General features: G+C 63.0%; 17 protein-coding genes. 5 read left to right on the top strand and 12 right to left on the bottom strand.

What is annotated here, in order from left to right:
• The first annotated feature begins 18 nt into the window (after window positions 1-18).
• Window positions 19-762: a hypothetical protein gene (locus E7813_RS00645; RefSeq protein ID WP_291569830.1), complete on the top strand. Its 744-nt coding sequence runs from the start codon at window positions 19-21 to the stop codon at window positions 760-762.
• Between the two features lie 61 nt (window positions 763-823).
• Here E7813_RS00645 and E7813_RS00650 read toward each other — a convergent pair whose 3' ends face one another.
• The 12 genes from E7813_RS00650 to E7813_RS00705 all read right to left on the bottom strand — a co-directional run bounded on the left by E7813_RS00650 (window position 824) and on the right by E7813_RS00705 (window position 14,765).
• The gene (locus E7813_RS00650) at window positions 824-1,711 is read right to left on the bottom strand and encodes an ABC transporter permease (RefSeq protein WP_291569832.1); all 888 of its coding nucleotides are present in this window, start codon (window positions 1,709-1,711) and stop codon (window positions 824-826) included.
• A gap of 3 nt (window positions 1,712-1,714) precedes the next feature.
• Window positions 1,715-2,656 carry an ABC transporter permease gene (locus E7813_RS00655; protein ID WP_291569835.1) on the bottom strand — a complete coding sequence of 314 codons (942 nt, stop codon included), beginning with the start codon at window positions 2,654-2,656 and terminating at the stop codon, window positions 1,715-1,717.
• A 139-nt stretch (window positions 2,657-2,795) separates the two neighbouring features.
• A complete protein-coding gene (locus E7813_RS00660; RefSeq protein WP_291569837.1) occupies window positions 2,796-4,307 on the bottom strand; it encodes an ABC transporter substrate-binding protein in 1,512 nt (503 codons plus the stop codon).
• Window positions 4,308-4,331: 24 nt separating this feature from the next.
• The gene (locus E7813_RS00665) at window positions 4,332-5,441 is read right to left on the bottom strand and encodes a dipeptide ABC transporter ATP-binding protein (protein WP_291569839.1); all 1,110 of its coding nucleotides are present in this window, start codon (window positions 5,439-5,441) and stop codon (window positions 4,332-4,334) included.
• Complete coding sequence (locus tag E7813_RS00670) at window positions 5,441-6,430, bottom strand: ABC transporter ATP-binding protein (RefSeq protein WP_291569841.1); 990 nt, start codon at window positions 6,428-6,430, stop codon at window positions 5,441-5,443. Before E7813_RS00670 ends, E7813_RS00665 begins: the two co-directional genes overlap by 1 nt.
• Window positions 6,427-7,125, bottom strand: coding sequence for a DUF1028 domain-containing protein (locus E7813_RS00675; protein WP_291569843.1), 699 nt, complete (start codon window positions 7,123-7,125; stop codon window positions 6,427-6,429). The genes E7813_RS00670 and E7813_RS00675 overlap by 4 nt, the downstream gene beginning before the upstream one ends.
• A gap of 23 nt (window positions 7,126-7,148) precedes the next feature.
• Entirely contained in the window at window positions 7,149-9,011 is a 1,863-nt protein-coding gene (locus tag E7813_RS00680) for a gamma-glutamyltransferase family protein (protein WP_291569844.1), read from the bottom strand.
• 103 nt (window positions 9,012-9,114) lie between these two features.
• Window positions 9,115-10,116 (bottom strand): oligopeptide/dipeptide ABC transporter ATP-binding protein, encoded by a 1,002-nt coding sequence (locus tag E7813_RS00685; protein ID WP_291569846.1) that lies wholly within the window; start codon window positions 10,114-10,116, stop codon window positions 9,115-9,117.
• Window positions 10,113-11,096, bottom strand: coding sequence for an ABC transporter ATP-binding protein (locus tag E7813_RS00690; protein ID WP_291569848.1), 984 nt, complete (start codon window positions 11,094-11,096; stop codon window positions 10,113-10,115). Before E7813_RS00690 ends, E7813_RS00685 begins: the two co-directional genes overlap by 4 nt.
• Before the next feature lie 4 nt (window positions 11,097-11,100).
• Window positions 11,101-12,078, bottom strand: coding sequence for an ABC transporter permease (locus E7813_RS00695; protein ID WP_291569852.1), 978 nt, complete (start codon window positions 12,076-12,078; stop codon window positions 11,101-11,103).
• 13 nt (window positions 12,079-12,091) lie between these two features.
• Complete coding sequence (locus tag E7813_RS00700) at window positions 12,092-13,072, bottom strand: ABC transporter permease (RefSeq protein WP_291569853.1); 981 nt, start codon at window positions 13,070-13,072, stop codon at window positions 12,092-12,094.
• A gap of 97 nt (window positions 13,073-13,169) precedes the next feature.
• Complete coding sequence (locus E7813_RS00705; protein WP_291569856.1) at window positions 13,170-14,765, bottom strand: ABC transporter substrate-binding protein; 1,596 nt, start codon at window positions 14,763-14,765, stop codon at window positions 13,170-13,172.
• A gap of 197 nt (window positions 14,766-14,962) precedes the next feature.
• Between E7813_RS00705 and E7813_RS00710 the strand changes: the two genes are divergently transcribed.
• The 4 genes from E7813_RS00710 (at window position 14,963) to E7813_RS00725 (ending at window position 18,935) form a co-directional block, all read left to right on the top strand.
• Window positions 14,963-16,216 (top strand): FAD-dependent oxidoreductase, encoded by a 1,254-nt coding sequence (locus E7813_RS00710; protein WP_291569859.1) that lies wholly within the window; start codon window positions 14,963-14,965, stop codon window positions 16,214-16,216.
• A gap of 61 nt (window positions 16,217-16,277) precedes the next feature.
• Window positions 16,278-16,532 carry a DUF6489 family protein gene (locus E7813_RS00715; protein WP_291569860.1) on the top strand — a complete coding sequence of 85 codons (255 nt, stop codon included), beginning with the start codon at window positions 16,278-16,280 and terminating at the stop codon, window positions 16,530-16,532.
• Window positions 16,533-16,540: 8 nt separating this feature from the next.
• Window positions 16,541-17,332: an alpha/beta hydrolase gene (locus E7813_RS00720; RefSeq protein ID WP_291569864.1), complete on the top strand. Its 792-nt coding sequence runs from the start codon at window positions 16,541-16,543 to the stop codon at window positions 17,330-17,332.
• 52 nt (window positions 17,333-17,384) lie between these two features.
• On the top strand, window positions 17,385-18,935 hold the full coding sequence (locus E7813_RS00725; protein WP_291569866.1) for a wax ester/triacylglycerol synthase family O-acyltransferase: 1,551 nt from the start codon (window positions 17,385-17,387) through the stop codon (window positions 18,933-18,935).
• Window positions 18,936-18,937 lie beyond the last annotated feature (2 nt).

An 18,937-nucleotide genomic window follows, 5' to 3' on the forward strand; every position in this document is an offset into this window, starting at 1 on the left:
AAATCAGGGATGCCAGACATGACGCGTGAGTTTGCCGCCTGCAATTATCGTTTCATCCCCGGGGTGTTTCAGTATTCCGGCGGCATAGCGGCGAACGCCGGTTATGAAGTAGAACGCGTGCGCTTCGACAAGATGCCGCCGTTGGCCGAAGGTTTTGGACTGGTCGCAAAATACATCCAGGCCGCCGGCCGGCCACTGACGGCGTTTTGCGCCTGCGAGTTGCGCTCGCCGGCGGCGTTCACCGATGACGGGTTTCGCAGGTTCAATCAGCATTACGTCAAAACGCTCGCGGAATGGGGCCTGTTCGACGGCACCACCAATCCGGTGGCGCGCAGCAATGTCTGCCCCGAGATCGATCCGCCTTCCGAACCGTCATTCTACGCATTTTCCTTTGTCCGGCCGAGCCAGAACACGACGCCGAGTTTCGTGATCGCGGGCAGCGGTGAAGCGCGCGAAGGAGGGGCCACCTATTCCGAACGTACCGTGCGCTACCGCGACCTCAGCCCGGACGGCCTGAAGGAAAAAGTCAGCTTCGTCGTCGACGCCATGGAACGTCGCATGGGCGAGTTCGGCTTCGGCTGGAGGGATACGACGGCGGTCCAGACCTACACCGTGCATGATTTTCATCCCGTCTTTGCCGAGGCCCTGGTTCGTCGCGGCGCCGCGCGATCGGGATTGACCTGGCATTTCGCGCGGCCGCCGGTGATCGATCTCGAATACGAGATGGATTGCCGCAGGGTGATGCGGGAAACGGTGATCTAGAGCCGCCGCTTTTCTTCCCTCCCCCGCAAGAGCGGGAGAGGGAGCGCAACTCGCGCAGTCGTTACCGCGCGCGGGGATCGAGCGCGTCACGCAGGCCGTCGCCGACCAGGTTGAACGACAGCACCACCAGAAAGATCGCCAGGCCGGGCCACAACGCCATCCAGGGCGCGTTGACGAGGAAGCGCTGGGCGGCGTTGAGCATGCTGCCCCAGGACGGTGCGGGCGGTTGCTGCCCCAACCCGAGGAACGACAGCGCCGCTTCGGCGATGATGGCGGCTGCAATCGACAGCGTCGCCTGCACCAGCAGCGCCGGCATGATGTTCGGCAGGATGTGGAACAGCGCGATGCGCCAGCGCGGATTGCCCATGGCGCGGGCGGCCTCGACGTAGTCTTCGACCTTGACGCTCATGGTCTGGCCGCGAGTCAGCCGGACAAATATCGGCGTCGTGGTAATGCCGATGGCGATCATGGCGTTGCCGAGGCTCGGTCCGAGAAAGGCCGCCAGCGCAATCGCGAGAATCAGGAACGGGCAGGCCAGCATGGCGTCGGTAATCCGGCTGATCAGGGCGTCGATGAAGCCGCCGCGATAACCCGACAGCAGCCCGAACGGCACGCCGATGCCGAGCGCGATCCCGACCGAGATCGCGCCCGCCACCAGCGAAGCGCGCGCGCCATAGATCACGCGGGCCAGGATATCGCGGCCCAACTCGTCGGTCCCGAACCAGTGCAGCGCCGAAGGCGGCTTGCGGACCAGCACAAAATTGGCTGCGATCGGATCATAGGGCACGATCAGGGGCGCAAACACCGCGAGCAGGATGAATGTCGCGATCACGACCAATCCGACCACCGCGCCTTTGCGCGCGAACAACCGACGCAGCGCGCGCCGCGCCGGGCTTTCAAGTTCGTCGGATCCGGCGACAGGAGTTGCGCCGAGCACAGCGTCAGTCATGCGCTACGCCCTCAGCCTGGGATTGACGAGGATATAGGCAATATCGGCGATCAGGTTCAGCGTGATGTAGATGGTCGCCGTCACCAGCACGACGCCTTGCACCACGGCGTAGTCGCGGTTGAACACGGCGTCCACGATCAGCTTGCCGAAACCCGGAATCGAAAATATCTGCTCGGTCAGAACCGCGCCGGACAATAACGTGCCAAGTTCGAGCGCACCGAGCGTGATTACCGGCGTCAGGGCGTTGCGCATGGCGTGCTTGAGAATGACCGAGCGTTCGGAAAGGCCCTTGGCGCGGGCGGTGCGGACATAGTCGCTTTCGAGCACCTGCAACATGGCGCTCCTGGTGTGCCGCATCAGGATCGCGGCAATCGCATTGCCGAGCACGAAGGCTGGCATGATGGTGGCCGCGAGGCTGGCGCGCCAGTTTTCGGAGAGCGGGACGTAGCCCGACGCCGGCAACCAGCCGAGCTCGATCGAGAACAGGAAGATCAGCATGATCCCGAGCCAGAAATTCGGCGTCGAGATGCCCCACAGCGCAAATAGGTTGGCGCCGTAGTCCCATGCGGTGCCCTTCTTGACGGCGGACAGGATACCGGCGGGGATTCCGATCAAGAAAGCGATCACGATCGCCATCGCCGCCAATTGCATGGTCACCGGAAGTTTCTGCGCGATCAGCTCGCGCACCGGCACCTTGATGCGCAGCGACTCGCCGAAGTCGCCGGCGAGAACACCTTTGACCCAGTAAAAATATTGTACCGGTATCGGACGATCGAGCCGGTACTGCTGGCGGATCTGCGCGATGACGGCGGGATCGTGCTCCTCGCCGGCCATCACCAGCGCGGGATCGCCGGGCAGCAAATGCTGCAACGAGAAGATCAGGATCGACACAAAGAACAGCGTCGGGATCAGCTGGACAATGCGCCTGACGAGAAAGCTCAGCATGGCTTCGTTTTCCGGGCGCAGCGCAGCGTGTAATGGTGCGCTGCAGAACCGGGATCCATGTTGCGGCTGGGTCCCGGCTCGGCAGTGCAGCGCTGGCGCGCCGCACTATGTCCGGGACACGAGAATGAGCTGCTCATCCTCACTTCAGCGTCAAGCCCGTCACGCGCACCAGCCCGTCCGGCATCTGCTTATAGCCCTCAAGCCTGGTGGTATGCGCGATCAGGATGCCGCGGTGGTAGAGGTAAAGGATCGGCTCTTCGTCGAGCACCGTCTTGGTCAGCTTCTGATAGATCGCCTTGCGCTGCGCCTGATCGGTGATGAGACGGGCGTCATCGAGCGCCTTGTCGGCCTCGGGATTGGACCAGGCGCTGTAATTCTGCGGCGCGTTGGTTTTCAGAAAGATGTAGGAATTGCCGTCCGGATCGATCCGTCCGCTCCACGCCAGCATATAGGCCTGGTAGTCGCCGGCCTCGGCCGCTTTAAGCGATGTCGCAAACTCAGTCACCCTGATCTTCATGTCGAACCCGGCTTCAGCCGCCATCGACTGGATTACCTGCGCCACGGCCTCGGTTTCCGCGCCCTTGGGGACCATGAAATCGACGCTTACGGGCGCAGTAACGCCGGCTTCCTTCAATAGCGCCTTGGCCTTGGCGACATCGCGCGACCGCAACGGAAAGGCCTTCTGGTAATACGGATGATCCGGGTTGACCCACTGATTGCCGGGTTTGAATTCGCCGTTGAACACGACCTGGTTGATCGCCTCGCGGTCGATCGAAAGGTCGAGCGCCTGGCGCACTTTGGCAGACTGGCTCAACGGACCGTTGGCCTTGTCGTGGCCGACGTTCAGCGTCACGCCCTGATAGCCGAGTTCGATCGCGGTCGACAGTTCAAGCTTCGGGTCCGCCTTGACGTCCTTGATGTCGGTCGCGAGCAAACGCTCGATCAGGTCGAGTCCGCCGGATTTCAGATTGGCGAGCCGCACGGTGGCATCCACGATCGGCAGGAACACCACGCGATCGATATGGATATTGTCCTTGTTCCAGTAATCCGCGAATTTTTCGAACACCATGCGATCCTGCTGCACGCGTTCGACGAATTTATAGGGTCCGGCGCAAACCGGATGCAGTCCGAACTTGTCGCCTTCTTCTTTCGCCGCCTTGGGAGAGACCATCATTCCGGCGCGGTCGGTAAGCTGGGCGATCAGCGGCGAATAGGGCGACTTCAGCACGAGCTTGATGGTCAGGGGGTCGACGACGTCGACATGGTCCAGCGTGGCCAGTTCCGGCTTGCGGAACGATCCCGGCATGGTGAGATGGCGCTCAAGCGAGAATTTCGCGGCCTCCGCGTCGAATGGCTCGCCGTCCTGGAATTTCACGCCCGGCCGCAGCTTGATCGTGACTTCCTTGCCGTCGGCCGATGTCTCGTGGGACAGCGCCAGTTGCGGCACGATATTGAGCTTTTCGTCGATGTCGAACAGCTTGTCGCAGAAGGCTGCGAATACGATGCGGCCGACATAGGTCCGTGCCAGCGTCGGATCGAGAATATCGGGATCTTCGGCCAACCCGATGCGAAGTGTGGTCTGGGCCTGAACACCGGCTCCCAGCGACAACAACAACGCCGCCGTGGTCGCCGCCAAACGCAAAAGCTTCATTGGACTGTTCCCCTCTATACGAATTCAAACGGCCGCCGGTGGCATGGCTCCGACTATACCAACCCCGGAGGAAACCGGTACTTCCGCAGCTCCGCTGAAAGCCGCGACCAATCGCTCCAATGCCGGCGAAAACCCGCCATCGACCGGCACGAAGGCTTCCGACGGCGGCAGTTCCGTCGTGCGGTGGCATGCGGTGAGGTGTCCGGCCGCGTCGGCGAGCAACTCCGGCGGTTCAACGCGGCAGCGTTCAATCACATAGGGGCAGCGGGTATGAAAGCGGCAACCCGATGGCGGATTGAGCGCGCTCGGCATCTCGCCCTGCAGCAGCATCCGGCTGCGCTTGGCTCTGGGGTTGGGCACCGGAATCGCCGACAATAGCGCGCGACTATAGGGATGGCGCGGCGAGGCAAACAATTCCTGCGCCTCCGCGGTCTCGACGATGCCGCCGAGATTCATCACGGCGACGCGGTCGGCGATGTGCTTCACCACGGCCAGATCGTGCGAGACGAAGATATAGGCCAGCCCAAGCCGGTCCTGCAGGTCGCGCAGCAAATTGAGGATTTGCGAGCGGATCGACACGTCCAGCGCCGAAACCGGCTCGTCGCAGATGATGAGCTTCGGTTCGACAGCAAGCGCGCGCGCAATGGCGATACGCTGGCGCTGGCCGCCGGAAAACTCATGCGGATAGCGGCGCGCGAAGCGCGGCTCCAGCCCGACCAGGCGCAACAGTTCCTCGACGCGTTCGCGGCGGCGCTGGGGTGGCACCAGATCATGCAGCGCCAACGGCTCGGTCAGGATCTGGCTGACGGTCATGCGCGGGTTGAGCGAGGCGTAAGGGTCCTGAAAGATGATTTGCGCATCGCGGCGAAAGGCGCGCAATTCGTTGGCGTCCAGGCCGAGCAGATCGCGGCCTTCAAAACTGACGCTGCCTGAATCAGGTTCGATCAGCCGCAGCACCAGCCGGCTCACGGTGGATTTGCCGCAACCGGATTCCCCGACCAGCGCCAGCGTCTTGCCGGCCTCTACGCGGAAGGAGACGCCATCAACCGCCTTGATAAAAGCGGTGGGACGGCCGAACACCGAACGTGCCGCGACGAAATGCTTGACGAGGTTTTTGACTTCGAGCAGGGCCATCACGACACCAGCCTCTCCAGCGGCGCCTTGATGCAGCGCGACCAGTGACCGGGGCTTGACGCCACCAATGGCGGCGGCGCCTCGATGCAGATGTCGCTGACGAAGGGACAGCGCGCGGCGAAGCGGCAGCCGGATGGCGGCGCCGTCATGTTGGGGACCATGCCCTTGATGGTTGCCAGATGCGACGCCCGCCGATCGAGCCGCGGGATCGAGCCGAGCAGCCCCACCGTATACGGATGCTGCGGCCGAGCGAACAATTCATCGACGGTGGCGCGTTCGACGATCTCCCCGGCATACATCACCGCGACCTCGTCGCAGACTTCGGCGACGACGCCGAGATCGTGGGTGATCAGGATGATCGCCGCCCCGCTCGCCGCCTTGAGTTCCCGCATCAGACCGAGGATCTGGGCCTGCAGGGTCACGTCCAGCGCGGTGGTCGGCTCATCCGCGATTAGCAACATGGGATCGCAGGCCAGCGCCATCGCGATCATGACGCGCTGGCGCATGCCGCCGGAAAGCTTGTGCGGATATTCGTCGATGCGGCGTTCCGGCGACGGGATGTGCACGCGCCGCAATAGCTCGACCGTGCGCTCGCGTGCGCTGCGCCGCGAGCCGCCGCGGTGGCGCAGGATGGTCTCGATAATCTGGTCGCCGATGGTGAAACTCGGATTGAGCGACGTCATCGGTTCCTGGAAGATCATGGCAAGACGATTGCCCCTGAGATCGCGCAGGGTCTGGTCGGGCACGTCAAGCAGATCGAAACCGTCGAACCGGACCGAACCGGTGACTTCGGCGGAATGCTTCGACAGCAGTCCCATGATGGCCAGCGAAGTCACGCTCTTGCCGCAGCCGGATTCACCGACGAGGCCAAGCGTCGCGCCGTTGGCGACGCTGAGATCGACACGGTCGACCGCGTGTGTCGAACGCCCGTCGTCGCCGTGGAAGATGACCCGCAAACCCTCGATCTCGATCAGCGGGGCCGCGGTCATTTACGGCCTTCAATGCCGGCCTCGATGGTCTGGCGATCGGTAATGCCGGCAGGGTTGTCGCGGCTCGGCAGGTATTTCCGGAAATGCACCCAGCGCTCTCGGCTGACTTGTTCGAGGCGGGCGAGTTCGGCCAGGGGGTCGGCGTGGTCGTCAACGCGCAGGTCGAGCGCCGACCATTCCTCTTCGTCGTGGATCAAGAGTGCGGCCGATTGCCTGCCGCGCTTGTCGCCGCCGGCGGCTTCGCCTGAAAGCATCGCCGCGATCAGGCGTTGCGCGAAGGGCAGCTTTTCACCGGCGATGTAGGTTTTGGCGGTGTTTTCCAGCACGCGGGCGCCCGCCAGCATGTTGCCGGCAATGGAAAACCCGTTGCCCGCGATGTGTCCGCACCAGTCGACGCATTCGCTGCCCGTATGGGAGGCGATGCGTCCTGCGGCGTCCATGATGTGGAGCTGCCGGCTCGCATGGCCGCGATCGGCTGCGATCAGGCTCTCGACGATGTCGCGCGGCTGGCGCCCCTCGCGCAGCAGCTTCAGGCCGTCGATGCCGTAATAGGGATTGACCAGCGCCTGCGTGGCAATGCCGCCGAAGCCTGCGGCAATATAAGGCACCCGAGCGCCGACCGCGAAAAACCGCGTCGCGACTGCGATGCCGAATTGGCCGGTGGCGTGGTCACGGGCGATGATCGACCAAGTCATCTCAACTCTTTCAGATCCGGCCCTTACCGTCCGGCCGCGTAGCCCTGCATGCCGCGGGGATTGGCGGCGGCGCGCCGGCGGCGGCCGAGTTTCGAAGCCGCGGTGAGGCGGCCCTCCGACCAGTCGGGGCCGGTTTCGACGATGTGGCCGCGGCTCTTCAGAGTATCGACGGTCGCCTTGGGCACGCGGTTCTCGACCACAAGCACGCCGGGACGCGCCTTGCGCGGCCAGAACGATGACGGGAAATGCTCGGAATGCCAGGCCGGCGCGTCGATCGCCTCTTGCAGATTCATGTTTGCGTGGACGTGGCGCAGGAAAAATTGGGTGATCCACTGGTCCTGCTGGTCGCCGCCGGGCGAACCCCAGGCCAGATACGGCTCGCCATCGCGCAGCGCCATGGTCGGTGTCAGCGTCGAGCGCGGACGTTTTCCCGGCATCAGTGCCGCCGGATGGTCTTCGTCGAGCCAGAACATTTGCGCGCGGGTGCCGAGGGGAAAGCCGAGTTCGGGAATCACCGGCGACGAATGCAGCCAGCCACCCGATGGCGTTGCCGTAACCATGTTGCCGACCTGGTCGATGATGTCGAAATGGACCGTGTCGCCGGGAATTGCGCCCATCCGCTCGCGCGCCTGCGTGACGTCGGGCAGGTGGTCTTCGTCGTGGGTCCAGTCGATGCCGCCGACGGTCGGCTCGCCCGCGCCTGAGTTTTCGACCGCCGAGCGCACGCCCGAGGCGAGTCGAATGTCGACCTGCTTGCCGAAACCGGTCACTGTTCCGGGCCGCAGCTCCATTGAGGCGCGATCGGTGATCAGCTTTCGGCGCTGTTCGTTGTAGACGTCCGAGAGCAACACATCGACCGGCACGTTGACGAATTTGGGATCGCCGTAGAAGGTGTCGCGATCGGCAAAGGCTAGCTTGGTAGCCTCGACTTGAAGGTGAATGAACTCGGCACTCACCGGGCTCAGCGCATCCAGGTCAAAACCCTTGAGCAGAGCGAGCGTCTGTAGCGTAGCCAGCCCCTGCGTCCACGGTCCGGCTTTCATCACCCTGTAGCGCCCGTAATCGTAAAAGATCGGCGCCTCGATGGTCGCCTGCCAGCCGGCCATGTCCTGGCCGGTCAGGACACCGCGGTGACGCCTGCCCGACGTATCCATGACCTCTTGCGTGCGGCAGAAACGATCGATGGCGTCGGCGACAAAACCCTGCGACCAGGCTTTTCGGGCGCGCTCGATTTCATTCTCGCGGCTTCCTCCGCCGTTTTGCGCTTCGCGAAGGATGCGTTCGTAGGTCTCGGCAAATTTCGGGTTGGTGAAGATGGTGCCCGGCGCCGGCACCTTACCGTTCGGCAGATAAACCGCGGCAGAGGTCGGCCAATGTTCGCGAAACTGATCCTTGACGGTATGGATGGTGGCGCTGGCGCGCTCCACCAGCGGAAAACCGTTCTTGGCATAGTCGATTGCGGGGCTAAGCACATCGGCCAGCCGCATCGTGCCGTAGTCGCGCAGCAAGGTCATCCAGGTGTCGAAGGTGCCGGGGATGCAGGCGGCCAGCAAACCGGTGCCGGGTATGAGATCCAGGCCGAGCTCGTCGCGGTAGTGCGCAATGGTGGCTTTGGCAGGTGCGGGCCCCTGGCCGCAGATCACCTCGGTGCGGCCGCGCTTCACGTCGTGCACAATGACAGGCACGTCGCCGCCGGGGCCGTTCAAATGCGGTTCCAGCACCTGCAGCGTGAATGCCGTGGCAACGCCGGCATCGAACGCATTGCCGCCCTTTTCCAGGATGCCCATCCCGACCGCGGTCGCGATCCAGTGGGTCGAGGTCACGACCCCAAAAGTGCCTTCGATTTCCGGCCTTGTGGTGAACGGATTCGGATTGATGTTGCTCATGGGGTTCCATCTTTGCCTTGACGCGGCGCGGCCGGCGCACTTGACCACAGCCGGCGTAGCCTGCCAACCGGTACCGGATCCCGCGCCGCTCGCATCCTTGTGATCAAGCCGGCACGGTGGCGGCCGCCGCATTGTTCACGGCGTGGCAGGCGACACCATCGATCAGTTCGGGCGCCTTCTGGCGGCATAGATCGAACACCAGCGGGCAGCGCGGGTTGAAGGCGCAACCGGGCGGCGGGTCGATCGGGTTGGGGATTTCACCCTTTACGGGGATGCGCTGGCGGCCGGACATCGCCAGATCCGGCACTGCCCCCAGCAGCATCCTGGTGTAGGGCATGCGCGGATTGTCGAACAGTTCGCGCGCCTGCGCGACCTCGACGATGCGGCCGAGATACATCACGCCGATGCGGTTCGCCATGTGACGGACCACCGCCAGGTTGTGGCTGATGAAGAGATAGGTGAGACCGAACTTGTCCTGCAGGTCACGCATCAAATTCAGGATTTGCGCCTGTACGGACACATCGAGCGCGGAGGTCGGCTCGTCGCAAACGATGAACTCGGCCTCTGACGCCAGCGCGCGGGCAATCGCGATGCGCTGGCGCTGCCCGCCGGAAAACTCATGCGGATATTTCAATCCGTCATCGGCGTGCAGGCCGACCAGATTTAGCAGCTCGCCGACCCGCCCCTGAATGTTGCGCTCGCCCTCGATCAGGTCGAAAGCGCGGATCGGCTCGGCGACGATGGCATCGACCCGCAGCCGCGGATTGAGGCTGGCATAAGGATCCTGGAAGATCATCTGGATGCGGCGGCGCAGCTGCTGGCGCGCCTGCAATTGCCTGGTGTCGCTCATCGAGACACCGTCGATCACCACTTCGCCCGAGCTCGGCGGCAACAGGCCGACGACCATCCGGGCGACGGTGGTCTTGCCCGAACCGGATTCACCGACGAGCGCGAAGGTCTCGCCCTTGGCGATGTCGAAGGTGACGCCATCGACGGCCTTGAGGAATTCGAGATGGCCGCCTTCAATCACCCGGTTGAGCCACGGCTTCGAGACGTCGAAGACGCGGCGCAGGTCTTTGACGTCGATAAAGCGCGACGCGGTCATGCCGCGGTCTCCGCGGCGGCGTCATAGAGATGGCAGGCCACGGCCTGCGCGCCCTGTCGTATCGGCTCCGGCCGTTCGACCCGGCAGCGGTCGAAAGCAAATTCACAGCGCGGATTGAAGGCGCAGCCGGTCGGAATGGCTGACAGCCGCGGCATCGACCCCGGGATCTGCATGAGCCGCCGGGCGTCGCTGGCCAGCGTCGGAATGGCGCCCATCAGCCCCTTGGCATAGGGATGCAGCGGATGCTGCACCACATCCTGCACCGGGCCGATCTCGGCGATGCGGCCGGAATACATCACCGCGACCCGGGCGGAGGTCTCGGCGATCACGCCCATGTCGTGCGTCACCAGCATCACGGCGGTGCCGTGGTCGCGCCCGAGCCGCTTGATCAGGGTGATGATCTGCGCCTGCACCGATACGTCGAGGGCGGTGGTCGGCTCGTCGGCAATGATCAGTTCCGGTTCGGCGCAGATGGCAAGCGCAATCACGACACGCTGGCGCATGCCGCCGGAGAATTCGTGCGGGTAGGCGTCGATGCGCTTGTCCGGCGCGGGAATGCCGACTTCGGCCAAAAGGTCGATGGCGCGCTTGCGCGCCGCTGATTCCGAAAGGTTGAGGTGGGTGCGAATGGTCTCGATCAGTTGATCGCCGATCCGGTACAGCGGATTGAGGCTGGTGAGCGGATCCTGGAAGATCATGCCGATGCGCTTTCCGCGCAGCCGGCGCATTTCTTCCTGCGGCAGATTGTCGATCCGCACGCCCGACAGATAGATCTCGCCGCCGGCGATGCGGCCGGGCGGATCGATCAAGCCGATCACCGCAAGCCCGGTGACGGATTTTCCGGCGCCGGATTCGCCGACCACGCCCAGCACTTCGCCCTTGGCGATGTCGAAGGATACCCCGTCGATGGCGCGGAGAACGCTGCGGCGGGTGATGAACTCCACCTGAAGATTGCGCACGGAGAGAACGGGCTCGGTCATGCGGTCAGCGCAGCTTTGGATTGAGCGCGTCGCGCAGCCAGTCGCCGAGCAGGTTGATCGACAGGATCAGTGCCGCCAGCGCGAAGCCCGGGAAGGCGACGATCCACCATTCGCCCGAAAACAGGTAATTGTTGCCGATGCGGATCAAGGTGCCGAGCGAGGGCATGGTGTCCGGCATGCCGGAACCGAGGAACGACAATGTCGCTTCGGTGATGATGGCGAGCGCAAGATTGATGGTGGCGATCACCAGGATCGGGCCCATGGCGTTGGGCAGCACATGGCGCAGCATGATCACGGGCGCGGGCAGTCCGATCAATTGCGCGGCCGCGACATAATCCTTGTTCTTCTCGACCATGACCGAGCCGCGCACGGTGCGGGCATATTGCACCCAGAAGCTCAGGCCGATCGCAAACACCAGCACCGCCAGCGTGCTCGTGGCGTCGAGCCGGTTGCCGAAAATCGATTTGACGACGCCGTTGATGAGCAGCGCGATCAGGATGGCGGGGAAGGTGAGCTGAACATCGGCGATGCGCATGATCAGGCCATCGACGGCGCCGCCGACATAGCCGGCGATCAGCCCGAGCATGATGCCGAGCGTGCCGGCGAACAAAACGCCGAGCACGCCGACCGTGAGCGAAATACGCAGGCCGTAGAGAATGGCGGAAAAGACGTCGCGGCCCTGTTCGTCGGTGCCGAGCAGGAACGGACTCTGGCCGTCGGCGGTCCACAGCGGCGCGATGCGCGAATTCATCAACTCAAGCTGCGAGGGGTCGAACGGATTCTGCACCGCAAGCAACGGTGCAAAGATCGCCAGCAGGAAAAACAACGCGGTGACGACAGCCGCGACCATGGTCAGCCGGGAACGGCGGAAAGAATAGAGGATGTCGCTCTCAAGCGCGCGCCTGAACCAGCCCGGCGAGGAGTGCGCGGCAGCGCCTCCGGTGCTGGTTTCGGTCGTGTGCGGAACGAGAGCTTCGGTCATGCCAATCTCGCGTTCAAGCCGGACGGCTGATGGTCGAGCGCAGCCGCGGATCGACCACGGTATAAAGAATGTCGACGATTAGGTTGATGGTGACGAAGATCAGCGACACCACCAGGAGGTAGGCCGCCATGATCGGAATATCGACGTTTTGCACCGCCTGCACGAACAGCAATCCCATGCCCGGCCATTGGAACACGGTTTCGGTGATGATCGCAAATGCAATAACCGAGCCAAATTGCAGGCCGGCCACCGTGATGACCGGCACCAGCGTGTTCTTGAGCGCATGGCCGAAATGGATCGCCCGCGTCGTCAATCCGCGCGCCCGCGCAAACCGGATGTAATCGGTGCGCAGCACCTCGAGCATTTCAGCTCGCACCAGCCGCATGATCAACGTCATCTGGAACAGGCCGAGCGTGATCGCCGGCATGACCAGCGCCTTGAGCCCCGAGACCGTCAGAAGCCCGGTGGTCCACCAGCCGATGTGCACGACCTCGCCACGGCCGAACGATGGCAGCCAGCCTAGCGTCACCGAGAACAGATAGATCAGGAGGATGCCGATCAGGAATGTCGGCAGCGAAATGCCGACCAACGACACCGCCTGGAATACTTTGGCGAGAAACGAATCCCGCCGCAGCGCCGAATAGACCCCCATCAGGATTCCGAACACCATTGCGAGAATGGTTGCGCAGGTGGCGAGCTCCAGCGTGGCCGGCATCCGCTCCTTCAGCAGGCTCGCGACCGGCTGGCGGAACTGGTAGGAGACACCGAACTTGAACTGCGCCGCGTTGATGAAATAGCGCGAGAACTGCACCGGAAAGGGATCGTCAAGGCCGAGCGAATGGCGGATCTCGGCGCGTTCGGCCGCCGAGGTATCGATTGCGACGATCTGGTTGACCGGATCGCCCGCGAAGCGGAACATCGAGAACGAGATGATCCCGACCGCGATCATGACGCCAATGGCTTGAATGGCCCGGCGAAGAGTGAAAGCGAGCATGTGATCCTTTCACTTCTTTCCAACGTGCAGCGCGCATCAAGCCCCAAACGAAAGTCCCGGGAGCGCGAAGCCACCGGGACTTTTGAATTCAAGCTGCCTATTCCTGCTTCGTTGCCCAGTAGAACAAGACCGCATTGTCCGCACGCTGGGTCAATTTCACCTTCTTCGACACGCCCCATGCCAGCGCCTGCTGATGCAGCGGGATATATGCGAAGTCCTTGTTGGCGATTTCGAACGCTTGCTTGATCAGCAAATCGCGTTTGGTCTGATCGGTCTCCAGCAGCACCTTGTCGCTGAGGGCGTCGAATTCCTTGTTGCAGTAGCCGCCAAGATTGGCCTCGCCGCGCGAGGATTTCGGATCGTCGCGGCAGCCCATGATGTCATTCATGACGTTCTGGGAATCGAGCGAGGCCGGGGTCCAGCCCAGCAAATAGAACGACGTCTGATAACCGCCGGGCTTTAGCACCTTGGCGAAATACTGCTGCTTCGGTTGTGCCAGAAGGTCGACCTTGACGCCGATGCGGGCCAGCATGCCAACGACTGCCTGGCAGATCGCGGCGTCATTGACGTAGCGGTCGTTGGGGCAATCCATCGTGAGTTCGAACCCATCGGGATAGCCCGCTTCGGTCAGCAGTTTCTTGGCGCCATCCGGATCGAATTTCGGCCGCGTGAAATCCTTCGAAAGCGGAAACAGCTGAGGTGCGATCATCAGTGCCGACGGGGTTGAAAGGCCGCGCATCACGCGGGTCTTGATCAACTCGATATCGACTGCCTTGTAAAAGGCCTCGCGCACGCGGATGTCCTTGAAGGGGTTCTTGCCCTTGACGTTCGAATACAGCAATTCGTCGCGGACCTGGTCCATGCCCAGAAAGATGGTCCGCAGTTCCGGCCCGGTCAGAACCTCGGCATTTCCGCTCGCATTCACCCTTGCGATATCCTGGATTGGAACCGGTTCGATGACGTCGACTTCGCCCGACAGCAAAGCCGCGACCCGGGTCGCGTCCGAGCCGATCGGCGTGAAGACGATTTCCTTCAGGTTATGCTCGGGCTTGCGCCACCAGTCCGGGTTCGCCTTGAACACGGTTTTCACGCCGGGCTGATGGCTCTCGATAGTGAACGGGCCGGTGCCATTTTCGTGGAGCGAAGCAAAACTCGGCGTTGTCGCCGAGGCCGGCGTCGGCGCCACCGCGTTGTTCTCCTCGCACCACTTCTTGTCCATGATGTACCAGCCATCCCACTGCGAAATGAGGATGGGGTTGGGCGTGGATAGCACTACGTCAACCGTGTAGTCGTCGATCTTGACAAACTTGGCGTTGGTCGGAACGACGGTCGTGAAGTTGGAGCCTGTGGCCCGCACGCGATCGGCGGAAAAGATCACATCGTCGGCGGTGAAGGGATCGCCGTTGTGAAATTTGACATTCTTGCGCAGATGAAAACGCCAGCGGGTCGGCTCCGGCGTTTCCCAGCTTTCCGCGAGAGCCGGAATGATCTTCAGTTCCCTGTCGCGGGTCACCAGGCCTTCATAGACGTGGGCGTGATGCGCGATGGTGGTGGTTTCCCGGAGCGTATAGGGGTCGAGCGATTTGAGGTCGCCCTGGTTGGCGTAGCGCAGGGTCTGGGCCGATGCCGGGGCCATCGTAAAAGCGACGATTGAGACGGTGGCCGCTGCGAGCAAGGTCTGACGTACCGACATTTGTTCACGTTCTCCGCTGTGGCGCGTGGTTTATTTCTGCACTATCGAGGGCTGTAGCCGATCCATGTTGCCAGAGTTTGGCCGCCGCGCAAGCGCGATTTCCGTAGGGGGTAAGCCGGTTTGCGCCACGATGCCGCAATGATTAACCTTCAGCGCGACGGTGCCAGCAGCCGTGCAATGTTCAACGGGAGCGCCGGATGACGGAACTCAGGGCTGACGTCCTCGTGTTGGGTGCCGGCATGGTCGGCGTCGGTGCGGCCTTGCATCTGCAGCAGCGGGGCCGCGATGTGATCCTGATCGACCGGCACGAGCTCGCCGGCGAAGAAACCAGCTTCGGCAATGCCGGAATCATCGAATGCGCGTCGGTTTTTCCCTACATGTTTCCGCGGGATTTCGGCCAGATCCTGCAATACGCGATGAACCGTGCGCCGCAGGTCCGCTACCGGCTGTCCGATCTGCCGGACTTTCTGCCATGGCTGGTGCGTTACTATCTGGCGTCCTCGCCGGAACGTGCGCTGCACAGCGCGAAGGCCGAATTGCCGTTGATCCGTCACAGCCTGATCGAACATCAAGCGCTGGTTGCGGAGGCAGAGGTGCCGGAACTGTTACAGCGCACCGGATGGATCAAGCTGTTTCGCTCCGATGCGACGCTGGCAACCGCGGTGCGGGATCTCGAACGGGCGAAGACGTATGGCGTCGAGGGCGACGTGCTCGACGCCAATGCCATAGCGGCACGCGAACCTAATCTGACCGGAGATTTTGCCGGCGCCATTCATCTGCCGGCGCCGGCCTTCGTGCCTGATCCCGGTGGATTGGCCAAAGCCTATGCGGCGCTGTTCAAGCGCAAGGGCGGACGGTTTTGGGTCGGCGATGCCAGGACGCTCGAACAGGATCCCGGCGGCTGGCGCGTCAGCGGGCCGGAGGGTGCGGCGATCGCGCGCGAAGTCGTGGTCGCGCTGGGACCCTGGTCCGATCAGGTGTTTGGTCCGCTCGGCTATGCCATCCCGCTTGGCGTCAAGCGCGGCTATCATCTGCATCTGGCGCCGCGCGGCAACGCCATGCTGCATCATCCGGTTCTCGATTCCGATCTCGGCTATCTGCTGGCACCGATGAATCGCGGTATTCGTCTGACGACCGGGGTGGAGTTCGCGCGCCGCGATGCGCCCCCGACACCGGTCCAGCTTGAGCGCGCCTTGCCGCGTGCGCATGCCTTGTTTCCGCTGGGCGAGACGCTCGATGCCAAACCCTGGATGGGCGCGCGGCCATGCTTGCCCGATATGCTGCCGGTCATCGGCAAGGCGCCGCGCCATGCCGGGTTGTGGTTCGATTTCGGACATCAGCACCATGGCCTGACGCTGGGCCCCGCCACCGGGCGTCTGCTCGCGGAGATGATGACCGGGGAGACCCCGTTCGCCGATCCCGCCCCCTTTGCCGTCGAGCGCTTCGGTTGACCATTGGTGCCGAAGCAATTTCCCGATACTGTAACGAGCCGTAATGCCATCAGGAGCGGACATGAAGGTAAACGTCGAAATAGATTGCACGCCGCTCGAAGCCCGGCAGTTTCTCGGCCTTCCCGATCTGCAGCCGATGCAGACGGCGGTGATGGACAAGCTGCAGCAACAGATGATGGCCAACATCGAAAAGGTCTCGCCGGAAGCGCTGATGCAGAGCTGGTTCACCTTCGATCCGAAACTGGCCGAGCGGTTTTCCGACATGTTCGTCTCGATGGCAGGATTGGGCGGCACCGGCACCAAGGCCAAGAAGTAGTGACGGCGATGGACGATGCGCCGGCGGCCGGCCAGCTTCGGCCACCCAGTCTTGGCCTGCTGCTGGCCGAGGTGCGGGGGATATTCGAATTCAACGCCAGCCTGTTGCTATCGCCGCTACTGATGCGCGCGCCGCGCGGCGACGGTCACCCGGTGCTGGTGCTGCCGGGGTTTCTCGCCAGCGATTTGTCGACGGCGCCGATGCGCCGATATCTCAAGGAGCTCGGATACGACGCCTATGCGTGGAAGATGGGCCGCAACACCGGCGGTGTTGCACGTATGCGGGCCGTATTGCGCGACCGGCTTGCCGATATTTACGCAAGCGCCGGCCGCAAGGTCAGCGTTGTCGGATGGAGCCTCGGTGGCATCTATGCGCGCGATCTGGCGCTGCAGGCGCCGGACATGGTGCGCTATGTCGTGACGCTGGGAAGTCCGTTCGCCAACGACGTGAGGGCCACCAATGCCACCCGGCTTTACGAGGCGCTGTCGGGCGAAGCGGTCGAGGACGGGTCGCAGCTTCGGGCGGCGATTTCGGGCGATTTGCCGGTCCCGACCAGTTCGATCTATTCGCGCACCGATGGCGTAGTGAACTGGCAAACCTGCCTGCTGCGTCCTTCCGATATCGCTGAAAACATTGAGGTCCGCCTGGCCAGCCATATCGGCCTCGGCGTCAACGCGGCCGCTTTGTGGGCACTGGCGGATCGTTTGGCCCAACCCGAGGGCCAATTCAGCCCATTTGACCGATCGGGACCCTTTGCCATTGCATATGCACCTGCGGAAAATGCACAATCCCAGGTCTAGACGTCAGAAGCGCCGCCAAGGCGCCGCGTGAGTTGGTTTGCGGGAGGAAAACATGGGTGGCGCCAAGAAGCTGTCCTCGATGGACGCGTCGTTTCTGTATCTGGAAACGCCGGAGATGCCGATGCATGTCGGGAGCATGGCGATCTTCCGCCTGCCGGAGGACTACAAGGGCAACTTCTTCGAGGACTTCAAGGCGATGATCGCCTCGCGGCTGCACATCGCGCCGATCCTCAAGGCGCGACTCGAAAAAGCGCCGCTCGACATCGACCATCCTTCCTGGGTCGAGGACGACCAGTTCGACATCGATCGCCACATCTTCCGCGGCAGCCTTCCCGCGCCGCACGACCGCGCCACGCTGGAGCGCATCGTCGGCTGGATGCATGCCAAGCTTCTCAACCGCGCCCGTCCGCTGTGGGAGTTCTATGTCTTCGAAGGCATGAAGGACAACGAGATCGGGCTTTATTCCAAGATGCATCACGCCTGCATCGACGGCGGCGCGGGAGCCGCGCTCACCAACATGATCTACGATGTGACGCCGGTCCCGAGAGAAGTCGAGCCGCCGATGGCGCGGGCGCAGGTGGGTAACGAGCCGCGCGACATCGCCGCCAATTTGATCGATTCCTATCAGCAGCTTTGGCGCCAGCCGTTCGACGGTTCGAAAGCCGCCAAGGGCATCGACCTGCCGCGCTCGGGAAAAAGCGATCTCGGATCGATCCTGTTCGACAACGCCATGTTCCAGATAGAAAACGCGGTCAAATTCGTCGGCAGCGTTCCGGCGATGCTCAAGAGCGTTTCCGAGGTGGTTGGAAAGATTTCCGATCCGAAATCGCGCGACAGTATCGCCAGCATGATGTCGCCCTCGACCATCCTGAACAAATCGATCTCGTCGGAACGCAGCTTTGCCGGCACATCGATTTCGTTGTCGCAAGCCAAGGCGGTGGCGAAGCAATCCGGCGGCAAGCTCAATGACGTGGTGCTGGCGGTCTCGTCCGGCGTGGTCCGGCGCTATCTTCTGGAGCGCGGCGCGCTGCCGGCAAAATCGATGACCGCCGCGGTGCCGATTTCACTGCGCGAAGAGGGCAACACCGACGCCAACAATCAGGTGTTCGGGATGATCTGTTCGATCGCCACCAACATCGAGGATCCCAAGGCGCGGCTGGAAGCGATCATCGCGCAATCCACCAAGTCCAAGGAAATGTCGCATCCGCTGCGGGCGCTGATGCCGCAGGTGTCCAACGTGTCCATGCTGGGCGCGCCGATCCTGGTTCAGATCCTGGCGCTGTTGTACAGCCGCTCGAGCCTGTCGGACGTGCTGCCGCCGGCGGCGAACATCACGGTGTCCAACGTGCCCGGACCGCGCCAGACGCTGTACGCCGCAGGCGCCGAGTTGCTGCATATCTTCCCGGTATCGATCTCGACGCACGGGCTGGCGCTCAACATCACCGTGCAGAGCTATCGCGACCAGCTCGATTTCGGCTTCATCGCCGGCGCCAATATCATCCCGCATGTGCAAGTGCTGTGCGACATGCTGCCCGAAGAATTCGCCGCCCTTGAAGCCGCCTACGCGCCGCCGGCGTCCAGCGCGCAAAGTGCGGCGAGTTGAAC

The sequence above is a fragment of the Bradyrhizobium sp. genome (assembly GCF_004799405.1).
Taxonomy (GTDB): Bacteria; Pseudomonadota; Alphaproteobacteria; order Rhizobiales; family Xanthobacteraceae; genus Bradyrhizobium.